The sequence below is a fragment of the Streptomyces solicamelliae genome, assembly GCF_045348655.1.
GTDB lineage: Bacteria > Actinomycetota > Actinomycetes > Streptomycetales > Streptomycetaceae > Streptomyces > Streptomyces solicamelliae.
This window is the reverse complement of record NZ_CP160404.1, coordinates 1,564,626-1,576,737: the sequence shown is the minus strand read 5'-3', so window position 1 is coordinate 1,576,737 and position 12,112 is coordinate 1,564,626. Positions and strand designations below refer to the sequence as shown.

Genomic DNA, 12,112 nt, shown 5'->3' with positions numbered 1-12,112 from the left:
GCCAACTACCCGGGCGTCCCGCCGGTTACGGGGGCGTACGGAAGCGCGCGGCGCAGGGCCGCGCGCCCGTGTCCGTACGGCGTGCTACCAGCCGCGCTCGTGCCACTCCGGGAGCTTGGGCCGCTCGTCGCCGAGCGTGGTGTCCTTGCCGTGGCCGGGGTACACCCAGGTCTCGTCCGGGAGCACGTCGAAGAGCTTGGTCTCCACGTCGCGGATCAGGCTCGCGAAGGCCTCCGGGTCCTTCCAGGTGTTGCCCACCCCGCCGGGGAAGAGGCAGTCGCCGGTGAAGACGTGCGGGTGGCCGTGCGGGTCGTCGTAGACGAGGGCGATCGAGCCGGCGGTGTGGCCGACCAGATGGCGCGCGGTCAGCTCCACCCGGCCGACGAGGATCGTGTCGCCGTCCTCCACCCGGACGTCGGTGGTGACGGGGATGCCGTCCGCGTCGTGCGCCCCGGCGTACGTCGTGGCGCCGGTGGCGGCGACCACCTCGGCCAGGGCCTGCCAGTGGTCGCCGTGCTGGTGGGTGGTGACGACGGAGGAGATGCCGTCGTCACCGATCAGCGTGAGGAGGGTCTGCGGCTCGTTCGCCGCGTCGATGAGCAGCTGCTCGCCGGTGGCCCGGCAGCGCAGCAGATACGCGTTGTTGTCCATCGGGCCGACCGCGACCTTGGAGATCATCAGGTCCTTGAGCTCATGCACGTCCGCGGGTCCGCCGACCCTCACCGCTCCGCTGTACGTCATGGATTCAGCCTATAGCGGGGGGAGCTCCGGGAGACCGCTGCCGGAGAGCACGGCGAGGTGGGCGCCCTTCTCGCCGCGGCCGGACAGCCAGCCGAGCAGATCGGCGAAGGAGCCCTCCAGGACGACCGGAGTGCCCTCCGTGCCGCCGGTGGTCCAGCTCGGCCCGCCCTCGTAGGTCCGGAGGGTCACCGGGGGCACGTCGGGGCGGCCCGACCAGCGGTCGGCGAGGAAGGTGATCTCGCGCTCGGTGAACTCGTCGGGCAGGTCCTCCAGCTCGTACCCGACGCCGAGGTCCACGTGGTGCAGGTCCACCTCGACCCAGCGGCGGAAGGGGATGCGGGAGGCGCTGTCGGTGACCCCGTTGCGCAGCTCGACGGTCCGCTCCCAGTCGCCGGGCTCGGTGCCCTCCGCCAGGAAGCGCTCGGCGCTCTCCCGCAGGTCGGCGAGCTGGACGTCGAGCGGACGGCCGGAGTCGCGCTCGATGTCGGCGTCGCGGGTGGCGCCGTCCTTGTACATGGGCAGGCCGCGGAGCACGTTGACGAGGGCGTCGGCGTTGCGGGAGACATGGGCCAGGACATGGCCGCGGGTCCAGCCGGGGAGCCGTGACGGCTCGGCGAGTGCCGCGTTGTCCAGGGCGGCGGCCGCGTCGATGAGCCGCTGGGTCGCCTCGCGTACGGAGGCCAGGTCGCGCACATGGTCGATCATGGCGCCGACCCTAGCGCCGACCACTCGTTCGGGTGAAGCGGGCGAAGAGCGCACGGAAATCGAATGTGCGTGCTATAGGCTCGTCGGAAGCATCCGGCATCCTTGGTTGTTGGGTGTTCAGGCACATCCGCTCTCTCAAGAAAGGTGCGGACCGGCGTGGCCGACCGTCTCATCGTCCGTGGCGCTCGCGAGCACAACCTCAAGAACGTCTCGCTCGACCTCCCCCGTGACTCTCTCATCGTCTTCACCGGGCTCTCGGGGTCGGGCAAGTCGTCGCTCGCGTTCGACACGATCTTCGCGGAGGGGCAGCGCCGTTACGTCGAGTCCCTCTCCTCGTACGCCCGGCAGTTCCTCGGCCAGATGGACAAGCCGGACGTCGACTTCATCGAGGGGCTCTCGCCGGCCGTCTCGATCGACCAGAAGTCCACCTCGCGCAACCCGCGCTCGACGGTCGGCACCATCACGGAGGTCTACGACTACCTCCGGCTGCTGTTCGCCCGCATCGGCAAGCCGCACTGTCCCGAGTGCCGCCGCCCCATCTCCCGCCAGTCGCCGCAGGCCATCGTGGACAAGGTCCTGGAGCTGCCCGAGGGCAGCCGCTTCCAGGTGCTGTCCCCGCTGGTCCGCGAGCGCAAGGGCGAGTTCGTCGACCTCTTCTCCGACCTCCAGACCAAGGGCTACAGCCGCGCCCGGGTGGACGGGCAGACGATCCAGCTCAGCGAGCCGCCCACGCTGAAGAAGCAGGAGAAGCACACCATCGAGGTGGTCGTCGACCGCCTCACGGTCAAGGACTCCGCCAAGCGCCGCCTCACCGACTCCGTGGAGACCGCCCTCGGCCTGTCCGGCGGCATGGTCGTGCTCGACTTCGTCGACCTCCCCGAGGACGACCCCGAGCGCGAGCGGATGTACTCGGAGCATCTGTACTGCCCGTACGACGACCTCTCCTTCGAGGAGCTGGAGCCCCGCTCCTTCTCCTTCAACTCGCCCTTCGGTGCCTGCCCGGACTGCACCGGCATCGGCACCCGCATGGAGGTCGACCCCGAGCTGATCGTCCCGGACGAGGAGCGCTCGCTCGACGAGGGCGCGATCCACCCGTGGTCGCACGGTCACACCAAGGAATACTTCGGCCGGCTGATCGGCGGTCTCGCCCAGGCGCTGAACTTCCGTACCGACGTCCCGTACGCCGCCCTCCCGCAGCGGGCCAAGAAGGCCCTGATGCACGGGCACAAGACCCAGGTCGAGGTCCGTTACCGCAACCGGTACGGCCGTGAGCGGGCCTATGTCACCCCCGCCTTCGAGGGCGCGGTCTCCTTCGTCAAGCGGCGGCACAGCGACGCCGAGAGCGACAGCAGCCGCGAGCGCTTCGAGGGCTACATGCGCGAGGTGCCCTGCCCCACCTGTGAGGGCACGCGCCTGAAGCCGATCGTGCTCGCGGTCACGGTCATGGACCGGTCCATCGCCGAGGTCGCGGCGATGTCGATCAGCGAGTGCGCCGACTTCCTCGGCCGGATGAAGCTCACCGCGCGCGACAAGAAGATCGCCGAGCGGGTGCTCAAGGAGGTCAACGAGCGGCTGCGGTTCCTGGTCGACGTCGGCCTGGACTACCTCTCGCTCAACCGCGCGGCCGGCACGCTGTCCGGCGGCGAGGCCCAGCGCATCCGGCTCGCCACCCAGATCGGCTCCGGCCTGGTCGGCGTGCTGTACGTGCTCGACGAGCCGTCCATCGGCCTGCACCAGCGGGACAACCACCGGCTCATCGAGACCCTGGTCCGGCTCCGGGACATGGGCAACACGCTCATCGTCGTCGAGCACGACGAGGACACCATCAAGGTCGCCGACTGGGTCGTAGACATCGGCCCCGGCGCCGGTGAGCACGGCGGCAAGGTCGTCCACTCCGGCCCGCTGAAGGAGCTCCTGGCCAACGCGGAGTCGATGACCGGGCAGTACCTGTCCGGCAAGAAGGCCATCGCGACGCCGGACATCCGGCGGCCGGTGGACCCGACCCGGCGGCTCACCGTGCACGGCGCGCGGGAGAACAACCTGCGGGACATCGACGTGTCGTTCCCGCTCGGCGTGCTCACCGCGGTCACCGGGGTCTCCGGCTCCGGCAAGTCCACGCTCGTCAACGACATCCTCTACACCCACCTGGCGCGCGAGCTGAACGGCGCGAAGTCGGTGCCCGGCCGGCACACCCGGGTGGACGGCGACGACCTCGTCGACAAGGTCGTGCACGTCGACCAGTCGCCCATCGGCCGCACCCCGCGGTCCAACCCGGCGACGTACACCGGCGTCTTCGACCATGTCCGCAAGCTGTTCGCGGAGACGATGGAGGCCAAGGTCCGCGGCTACCTGCCGGGCCGGTTCTCCTTCAACGTCAAGGGCGGCCGCTGCGAGAACTGCTCCGGCGACGGCACGATCAAGATCGAGATGAACTTCCTCCCGGACGTGTACGTCCCGTGCGAGGTCTGCCACGGTGCCCGGTACAACCGGGAGACCCTGGAGGTCCACTACAAGGGCAAGTCCATCGCCGAGGTCCTGGACATGCCGATCGAGGAGGCCCTGGACTTCTTCGAGGCCGTCCCGACCATCGCCCGCCACCTGCGCACGCTCAACGAGGTCGGCCTCGGGTACGTGCGGCTCGGCCAGTCCGCGCCCACGCTGTCCGGCGGCGAGGCGCAGCGCGTCAAGCTCGCGAGCGAGCTGCAGAAGCGGTCCACGGGGCGGACGGTCTACGTGCTCGACGAGCCGACCACCGGCCTGCACTTCGAGGACATCTCGAAGCTGATCAAGGTCCTGTCGGGTCTGGTGGACAAGGGGAACTCGGTGATCGTCATCGAGCACAACCTGGACGTCATCAAGACCGCCGACTGGGTCGTCGACATGGGCCCCGAGGGCGGCAGCGGCGGCGGCCTGGTCATCGCCGAGGGCACCCCGGAGCAGGTCGCCTCGGTGCCGGCCAGCCACACCGGCAAGTTCCTCCGGGAGATCCTGGGCGCGGAGCGGGTCAGCGACGCCACCGTCCCGGCGGCCCGCAAGGCCCCGACGGCCAAGAAGGCCGTCAACTCCACGGCGGTGAAGAAGGCGGTCCCGGCGAAGAAGGCGGCGGCGAAGAAGACGGTCACCGCGAAGACGGCCGCGAAGAAGACGACCCGGGCCCGAAAGGCCTGACGTCCGGGCCCCCAGGGCCCTCAGCGGGGCGCGCGGGCGGGCACTGGGCCCTCTCCGCCCGCGCGCCGGGGGCCGGGAGCGTTCCCCGCCCCGCTACAGCCCAGGTACGGCCCGCAGCTCCGTCGCGTAGGGCGGTTCCGCACCTCGGCGGGTGCAGGTCAGGGCGGCTGCTTCGGCGGCGTACCCGAGCAGGTCCCGCCAGGCGTCGTCGCCGAGCGCAGCGAGCTCGTCCCTGCTCTGGTTCGCCAGGGCGTGCAGGAGGGCCGCGTTCACCGTGTCGCCCGCGCCGATGGTGTCCGCGACCGGCACCGGGACCCCGGGCACCGAGGCCGTCAGGGTGGGCGTGTACACGGTCAGGCCCGCCGCGCCCCGGGTCAGGACCACCGCCGCGGGACCGGCGGCCGCCCACTCCTCCGGAGTGCCGCCCAGCCAGCGCGCGTCCTCCTCGGAGAGCTTCAGCAGCGACACGTACGGCAGCCAGCGCCGGAACCGCGCCCGGTAGGCCGCCGCCTCCGGGATCAGCCCGGGCCGGATGTTCGGGTCCAGCAGGGTCAGCGCCCCGCGCCCCGCCTCGCGCCGCAGCAGCGCCTCGTACGCGCTCGCGCCCGGCTCCAGGGCCAGCGACAGCGTCCCGAACGACAGCGCCCGCACCCCGTCCGGCAGCCGCTCCGGCAGCGTGAACAGCCGGTCCGCCGTGCCCTCCGCGTAGAAGCCGTACCCGGCGGAGCCGTCCGCGCCCACCGTCGCCACCGCCAGCGTCGTCGGCTCCGGCCCACGCTGCACCAGATCCGTCCGCACGCCCGCGGCGTGCAGCCCGTCCATCAGCGCCGCGCCGAAGCCGTCCGTGGAGACCCGGGAGCAGAAGGCCACGTCCGCGCCGAGCCGCCCCAGGGCCACGGCCGTGTTGTACGGCCCGCCGCCGCGACGCGGCACCAACGGCCCCAGCGCGGTGGCGGCCCCGTCCGGGACCAGGTCGATCAGGGACTCACCGGCGACGACGATCACGTACCGGAACGTAGCCCATGCCGCCCACCCGGCACAGCCCGCCCGGCACAGCCCGGCCGCAGGACCGCGCAGACCCGCCGGTATCGTCGGATCGGTCACCGCTGGTGCCACCTTGCCCCGATCCGCCATGCCCCCGAGCCTCACCGTGGAGCCCTCATGTCCGGCCAGACCCCCGACCGCCGCACCGTCCTGAAGGGGGCCGCCCTCGCCGGCGCCGCCGGGCTCGGCGTCGCCGCGTGCTCCACCGAGTCCAAGCTGGGCCACGCCAAGAACCCCACCCCGACCGCCCCCGTCGAACTCGGTGCGGCCTCGGAGGTCCCGGTCGGCGGCGCGAAGCTCTACCGCGAGCAGCGGCTCATGGTGCACTGCCCGGCCCAGGGCCAGTACAAGGCGTTCAGCGCCCAGTGCACCCACGCCGGCTGCGTGCTCGACAAGATCGAGGACAACGAGGGCAACTGCCCCTGCCACGGCAGCCGCTTCGACGTGACCACCGGCAAGTCCCTCAAGGGTCCGGCGACCGCCCCGCTGCCCGCCGTCCCGGTCAAGGTCGTCGGCGGCAAGCTGATCGCCGGCCCCGACGCGTAACCGCCGGCCCGGACGCGTAAGCGCCGGCCCGGACGCGTAACCGCCGGCCCCGAGGCGTAAGCCCCGGCCCGTCACCGCGCCAGGTACCCGCCGTCCACCGGCAGGATCGCCCCGGTGACGAAACTCGCCTCGTCCGAGGCGAGGAACAGGATCGCGGCGGCGACCTCCTCCGGGTCGCCGAAGCGGCCCATCGGGTGCGCGCGGGCCACCTCCTCCAGGTACTCCGGGCCGCCCGGCTCCACCCGTGCGGCGGCCACCCGCTCCGTCTCGATGGTGCCGGGGGCCACCGCGTTCACCCGGATCCCGCGCGCCGCCCACTCCACCGCCAGGTGCTTGGTCAGGCCGCTCGCCACGAACTTCGCCGGTCCGTAGACCGCCTGGCGGGCCTGGCCGGCCATCCCCGAGATCGACGACGTGCACACGATCGCGCCGCCGCCGTCCTGCGCCACCATCGCCTCGATCGCGTACTTGCAGGTCAGGAACATCCCCCTGCCGTCCACGTCCATCACGCGGTCCCAGTCCGCGGCGGTCGCCTCCACGATGTCCAGGAGCGGGATCACCCCCGCGTTGGCGACCAGGACGTCGATCCGTCCGAACCGCTCCACCGCCGTCGCGATCATCCGCCGGGCGTCCTCCTCCCGTGCGACGTCGCCCACCACCTGCACCGTTCCGTCGAGCGTCCCGAGCCGCTCCCCGTCCAGGTCCGCGGCCACCACCCGCGCCCCCTCGCGGAGGAAGCGCTCCGCCGTCGCCCGTCCGATCCCGCTCGCCGCGCCCGTGATCACGCACACCCGGTCCGCCAGCCGCCCCGCGGCCTCGTTCGTCATGCCCGGGCAACGAGTGACGGGGTGTCCGGGCAACGCACCAGGCGGCCCCGGAGTGTCGGCGCCCGCCAGTAGGGTGGGAGCCATGGCCGACCCCTCCAGCTACCGCCCCAAGCCGGGAGAGATCCCCGACTCTCCGGGGGTCTACAAGTTCCGCGACGAGCACCGCCGGGTGATCTACGTCGGCAAGGCCAAGTCCCTGCGCCAGCGCCTCGCCAACTACTTCCAGCCGCTGGCGAGCCTGCACCCGCGCACGGCCACCATGGTCACCACCGCCGCCTCCGTCGAGTGGACGGTCGTCTCCACCGAGGTCGAGGCGCTGCAGCTGGAGTACTCCTGGATCAAGGAGTTCGACCCCCGGTTCAACGTCAAGTACCGGGACGACAAGAGCTATCCCTACCTCGCCGTCACGCTGAACGAGGAGTACCCGCGCGTCCAGGTCATGCGCGGCCAGAAGAAGAAGGGCGTGCGCTACTTCGGGCCGTACGCGCACGCCTGGGCGATCCGCGAGACCGTCGACCTGATGCTGCGCGTCTTCCCCGTCCGCACCTGCTCCGCCGGGGTGTTCCGCAACGCCGCCTCGGCCGGCCGGCCCTGTCTGCTGGGCTACATCGGCAAGTGCTCCGCGCCCTGCGTCGGCCGGATCGACGCCGAGGAGCACCGCGAACTGGCCGAGGAGTTCTGCGACTTCATGACCGGCCGCACGGGCACGTACCTGCGCCGCCTGGAGAAGCAGATGGCGCTGGCGGCCGAGGACATGGAGTACGAGAGGGCCGCCCGGCTCCGCGACGACATAGCGGCCCTGCGCCGGGCCATGGAGAAGAACGCGGTGGTCCTCGCCGACGCCACCGACGCCGACCTGATCGCCCTGGCCGAGGACGAGTTGGAGGCCGCCGTCCAGATCTTCCACGTCCGCGGCGGCCGGGTGCGCGGCCAGCGCGGCTGGGTCACCGACAAGGTCGAGGCCGTCGACACCGCCGGGCTGGTCGAGCACGCCCTGCAGCAGCTGTACGGCGAGGAGCGCGGCGACGCGGTCCCCAAGGAGGTCCTGGTCCCGGCCCTGCCCGAGGACGCCGACGCCGTCGGGCAGTGGCTCTCGGAGCGGCGCGGCTCCCAGGTGTCGCTGCGGGTCCCGCAGCGCGGCGACAAGAAGGACCTGATGGCCACCGTCGCGCGCAACGCGCAGCAGGCCCTGGTGCTGCACAAGACCAAGCGCGCCAGCGACCTCACCACCCGCTCCCGCGCCCTGGAGGAGATCGCCGAGGCCCTCGACCTGGACTCGGCGCCGCTGCGCATCGAGTGCTTCGACATCTCGCACCTCCAGGGCGAGGACGTGGTGGCGTCCATGGTCGTCTTCGAGGACGGGCTGCCGCGCAAGGGCGAGTACCGGCGCTTCCAGATCAAGGGCTTCGAGGGCCAGGACGACGTCCGCTCGATGCACGAGGTGATCAGCCGCCGCTTCAAGCGGTATCTCGCGGAGAAGGAGAAGACGGGGGAGTGGGCCGTCCCGGTCGACGGCGAGGCCCAGGGCGACGCCCTGGGCGACGGCGTGAACGGGTCCGGCGAGGTGCCCGCCCCCGGCGAGGGCCGGGACGAGGACGGCCGCCCCAAGCGTTTCGCGTACCCGCCGCAGCTCGTCGTCGTCGACGGCGGGCAGCCGCAGGTGGCCGCCGCCCGGCGGGCCCTGGACGAGCTGGGGATCGACGACATCGCGGTCTGCGGCCTCGCCAAGCGGCTCGAGGAGGTCTGGCTGCCGGGCGAGGACGACCCGGTCGTGCTGCCCCGCTCCAGCGAGGGGCTGTACCTGCTCCAGCGGGTCCGTGACACGGCTCACGATTTCGCCATCCGCTATCAGCGGCAGAAGCGGAGCAAGCGGGTCCGCAGCAGCCCCCTGGACGACGTCCGGGGCCTCGGCGACACCCGCAAACAGGCGTTGATCAAGCATTTCGGCTCGGTGAAGCGGCTCCGGCAGGCGACAATCGAGCAGATCTGCGAGGTGCCCGGCATGGGGCGCAAGACGGCCGAGGCCGTCGCCGCCGCTCTGGCACAGGCCGCCCCGGCCGCGCCCGCGGTGAACACCGCGACAGGAGAGATCATGGAAGACGGGGGCAGCACGGAATGACCGAGCACGACCGAGTAGACGGAGCAGGAGACGTGAACACGGGCACGACGAAGGAGCCCGGCGATGCCGCCGACGCGGCCATCCCCGAGCTGGTGATCATCTCCGGCATGTCCGGCGCCGGCCGGTCCACCGCGGCCAAGTGCCTGGAGGACCTCGGCTGGTTCGTCGTCGACAACCTGCCGCCCGCGCTGATCCCCACCATGGTGGAGCTCGGCGCCCGCTCCCAGGGCAACGTGGCCCGCATCGCCGTCGTCGTGGACGTCCGCGGCCGGCGCTTCTTCGACAACCTCCGGGAGTCCCTCGCCGACCTCGACGCCAAGCAGGTCACCCGGCGGATCGTCTTCCTGGAGTCCTCCGACGAGGCGCTGGTCCGCCGCTTCGAGTCGGTCCGCCGCCCCCACCCGCTGCAGGGCGACGGCCGCATCGTCGACGGCATCGCCGCCGAGCGCGACCTGCTGCGCGAGCTGCGCGGCGACGCCGACCTGGTGATCGACACCTCCAGCCTCAACGTCCACGAGCTGCGCGCCAAGATGGACGCCCAGTTCGCCGGCGACGAGGAGCCGGAGCTCCGGGCCACCGTCATGTCCTTCGGGTTCAAGTACGGCCTGCCGGTCGACGCCGACCTCGTCGTCGACATGCGCTTCCTGCCGAACCCGCACTGGGTCCCCGAGCTGCGCCCCTTCACCGGGCTCAACCCGGAGGTCTCGAACTACGTCTACAACCAGCCCGGCGCCAAGGAGTTCCTGGACCGCTACACCGAGCTGCTCCAGCTCATCGCCGCCGGCTACCGCCGCGAGGGCAAGCGCTACGTGACCATCGCCGTCGGCTGCACGGGCGGCAAGCACCGCTCCGTCGCCACCGCCGAGAAGCTCGCCGCCCGCCTCGCCGCGGAAGGGGTCGAGACCGTCGTCGTCCACCGGGACATGGGGCGCGAGTGAGGCCGTACCGTCGGCGTGCGTCCACCCTGTCGGTACGTACGCTCCGCAGGCGCGGCGCCCAGCCGAAGGTCGTCGCGCTGGGCGGGGGCATGGGCCTGTCCGCCTCCCTCGCCGCCCTGCGCCGGATCACCGGGGACCTCACCGCGGTGGTCACGGTCGCCGACGACGGCGGCTCCAGCGGCCGGCTCCGGGAGGAGCTCGGCGTGCTGCCGCCCGGCGACCTGCGCAAGGCCCTGGCCGCGCTCTGCGGCGACGACGACTGGGGCCAGACCTGGGCCAGGGTCATCCAGCACCGCTTCCAGTCGCAGGGCGAGATGCACGGCCACGCGGTCGGCAACCTGCTGATCGTCGCGCTCTGGGAGCAGCTCGGCGACCCCGTGCAGGCCCTGGACCTGGTCGGCCGGCTGCTCGGCGCGCAGGGCCGGGTGCTGCCGATGTCGGCGGTACCGCTGGAGCTGCGCGCGCTGGTGAAGGGCCACGATCCGGCGCGCCCGGACGACGTGGACACCGTGCGGGGCCAGGCGACGGTGGCGCTCACCCCGGGCGAGGTGCAGTCGGTGCACCTGGTGCCGAACGACCCGCCGGCCGTGCCGGAGGCCGTCGCCGCCGTGCTGGACGCCGACTGGGTGGTCCTGGGCCCGGGGTCCTGGTTCTCCTCGGTGATCCCGCACCTGCTGGTGCCGGAGCTGCTCGACGCGCTGGTGGAGACGAAGGCCCGCAAGGTGCTCTCGCTGAACCTCGCTCCGCAACCGGGCGAAACAGAGGGCTTCTCCCCGCAGCGTCATTTGGAGGTTTTGGGGCGACACGCCCCTAAACTCGCCCTGGACGTGGTGCTGGCCGACGAGGCCGCCGTGCCCGACGCGACAGCAGGGGAGCCCCTGGTCGACGCCGCCAAGCGGCTCGGCGCCGCGCTCGAGCTGGCGCCCGTGGCCCGGCCCGACGGCGCTCCGAAGCACGATCCGGAGCTTCTGGCCGCCGCGTACGACCGTATTTTTCGGATGCATGGAAGGATCGGCCCATGGCGATGACGGCAGCGGTGAAGGACGAGATCTCCCGGCTCCCCGTCACCCGGACCTGCTGCAGGAAGGCCGAGGTCTCGTCGATCCTGCGGTTCGCGGGCGGGCTGCACCTGGTGAGCGGCCGGATCGTGATCGAGGCGGAGCTGGACACCGCGATGGCGGCCCGCCGGCTCAAGCGGGACATCCTGGAGATCTTCGGCCACAGCTCCGAGCTGATCGTGATGGCTCCGGGCGGGCTGCGGCGCGGCTCCCGGTTCGTGGTGCGGGTGGTGGCGGGCGGCGACCAGCTGGCTCGGCAGACCGGACTGGTCGACGGCCGCGGCCGGCCGATCCGCGGGCTGCCCCCGCAGGTCGTCTCCGGGGCGACCTGCGACGCCGAGGCGGCCTGGCGCGGCGCGTTCCTGGCGCACGGCTCGCTGACCGAGCCGGGGCGCTCCTCCTCCCTGGAGGTCACCTGCCCGGGTCCGGAGGCGGCCCTCGCGCTGGTCGGGGCGGCCCGGCGGCTGTCCATCGCGGCGAAGGCCCGTGAGGTGCGCGGGGTGGACCGCGTCGTGGTCCGCGACGGCGACGCCATCGGCGCGCTGCTGACCCGGCTCGGCGCCCACGAGTCCGTCCTGGCCTGGGAGGAGCGGCGGATGCGCCGCGAGGTCCGGGCGACGGCCAACCGGCTGGCCAACTTCGACGACGCCAACCTGCGGCGCTCGGCCCGTGCGGCGGTCGCCGCCGGCGCCCGGGTGCAGCGGGCCCTGGAGATCCTGGCGGACGAGGTGCCCGAGCACCTCGCGGCCGCGGGCCGGCTGCGCATGGAGCACAAGCAGGCCTCCCTGGAGGAGCTGGGCGCGCTCGCCGACCCGCCGCTGACCAAGGACGCGGTGGCCGGCCGGATCCGCCGGCTGCTCGCGATGGCCGACAAGCGGGCCACGGACCTGGGCATCCCGGGGACGGAGCACAACCTGACGGAGGAGCTGGACGACAGCCTGGTCGGCTGAGACCGGCCTCCGTACC

10 protein-coding genes are annotated in these 12,112 nt (G+C 72.4%); 6 read left to right on the top strand and 4 right to left on the bottom strand.

All coding sequences use genetic code 11. The annotated features are described in order from the left end of the window. Window positions 1-84: 84 nt before the first annotated feature. Together ABZO31_RS07305 and ABZO31_RS07300 are read right to left on the bottom strand one after the other, a co-directional pair. Window positions 85-741 (bottom strand): MBL fold metallo-hydrolase, encoded by a 657-nt coding sequence (locus ABZO31_RS07305; protein WP_406860247.1) that lies wholly within the window; start codon window positions 739-741, stop codon window positions 85-87. 9 nt (window positions 742-750) lie between these two features. Beyond that, on the bottom strand, window positions 751-1,446 hold the full coding sequence (locus ABZO31_RS07300) for a maleylpyruvate isomerase family mycothiol-dependent enzyme (protein ID WP_406860246.1): 696 nt from the start codon (window positions 1,444-1,446) through the stop codon (window positions 751-753). 156 nt (window positions 1,447-1,602) lie between these two features. Here ABZO31_RS07300 and uvrA point away from each other — a divergent pair, with 156 nt between their 5' ends. Further along, a complete protein-coding gene (uvrA, locus tag ABZO31_RS07295) occupies window positions 1,603-4,614 on the top strand; it encodes an excinuclease ABC subunit UvrA (RefSeq protein WP_406860245.1) in 3,012 nt (1,003 codons plus the stop codon). A gap of 93 nt (window positions 4,615-4,707) precedes the next feature. Here the strand turns inward: uvrA and ABZO31_RS07290 are convergent, their stop codons facing one another. Further along, entirely contained in the window at window positions 4,708-5,619 is a 912-nt protein-coding gene (locus tag ABZO31_RS07290; protein ID WP_406865283.1) for a carbohydrate kinase family protein, read from the bottom strand. A 156-nt stretch (window positions 5,620-5,775) separates the two neighbouring features. Here ABZO31_RS07290 and ABZO31_RS07285 point away from each other — a divergent pair, with 156 nt between their 5' ends. Then, entirely contained in the window at window positions 5,776-6,204 is a 429-nt protein-coding gene (locus ABZO31_RS07285; protein WP_406860244.1) for a Rieske (2Fe-2S) protein, read from the top strand. Window positions 6,205-6,275: 71 nt separating this feature from the next. On the opposite strand, the gene ABZO31_RS07280 is transcribed toward ABZO31_RS07285, so the two are convergent. Further along, window positions 6,276-7,031, bottom strand: a complete 756-nt coding sequence (locus ABZO31_RS07280) for an SDR family NAD(P)-dependent oxidoreductase (protein ID WP_406860243.1) — start codon at window positions 7,029-7,031, stop codon at window positions 6,276-6,278. Between the two features lie 82 nt (window positions 7,032-7,113). On the opposite strand from ABZO31_RS07280, the gene uvrC reads away from it, so the two are divergent. From uvrC to whiA, 4 genes are read left to right on the top strand one after another with little or no spacing between them, the layout of a single operon-like run. After that, window positions 7,114-9,150, top strand: coding sequence for an excinuclease ABC subunit UvrC (uvrC, locus tag ABZO31_RS07275; RefSeq protein WP_406860242.1), 2,037 nt, complete (start codon window positions 7,114-7,116; stop codon window positions 9,148-9,150). Further along, a complete protein-coding gene (gene rapZ / locus ABZO31_RS07270) occupies window positions 9,147-10,088 on the top strand; it encodes an RNase adapter RapZ (RefSeq protein ID WP_406860241.1) in 942 nt (313 codons plus the stop codon). Before uvrC ends, rapZ begins: the two co-directional genes overlap by 4 nt. Next, a complete protein-coding gene (locus tag ABZO31_RS07265) occupies window positions 10,085-11,116 on the top strand; it encodes a gluconeogenesis factor YvcK family protein (RefSeq protein ID WP_406860239.1) in 1,032 nt (343 codons plus the stop codon). Before rapZ ends, ABZO31_RS07265 begins: the two co-directional genes overlap by 4 nt. Then, window positions 11,107-12,096, top strand: coding sequence for a DNA-binding protein WhiA (gene whiA / locus ABZO31_RS07260; RefSeq protein ID WP_406860238.1), 990 nt, complete (start codon window positions 11,107-11,109; stop codon window positions 12,094-12,096). The genes ABZO31_RS07265 and whiA overlap by 10 nt, the downstream gene beginning before the upstream one ends. Window positions 12,097-12,112: the final 16 nt, after the last annotated feature.

What these genes read in the sequence shown, in the direction of transcription:
- ABZO31_RS07305 (WP_406860247.1), bottom strand. Translation starts at nt 741, where the DNA reads ATGACGTACAGCGGAGCGGTGAGGGTCGGCGGACCCGCGGACGTGCAT.
- ABZO31_RS07300 (WP_406860246.1), bottom strand. Translation starts at nt 1,446, where the DNA reads ATGATCGACCATGTGCGCGACCTGGCCTCCGTACGCGAGGCGACCCAG.
- ABZO31_RS07285 (WP_406860244.1), top strand. Translation starts at nt 5,776, where the DNA reads ATGTCCGGCCAGACCCCCGACCGCCGCACCGTCCTGAAGGGGGCCGCC.
- ABZO31_RS07280 (WP_406860243.1), bottom strand. Translation starts at nt 7,031, where the DNA reads ATGACGAACGAGGCCGCGGGGCGGCTGGCGGACCGGGTGTGCGTGATC.
- uvrC (WP_406860242.1), top strand. Translation starts at nt 7,114, where the DNA reads ATGGCCGACCCCTCCAGCTACCGCCCCAAGCCGGGAGAGATCCCCGAC.
- rapZ (WP_406860241.1), top strand. Translation starts at nt 9,147, where the DNA reads ATGACCGAGCACGACCGAGTAGACGGAGCAGGAGACGTGAACACGGGC.
- whiA (WP_406860238.1), top strand. Translation starts at nt 11,107, where the DNA reads ATGGCGATGACGGCAGCGGTGAAGGACGAGATCTCCCGGCTCCCCGTC.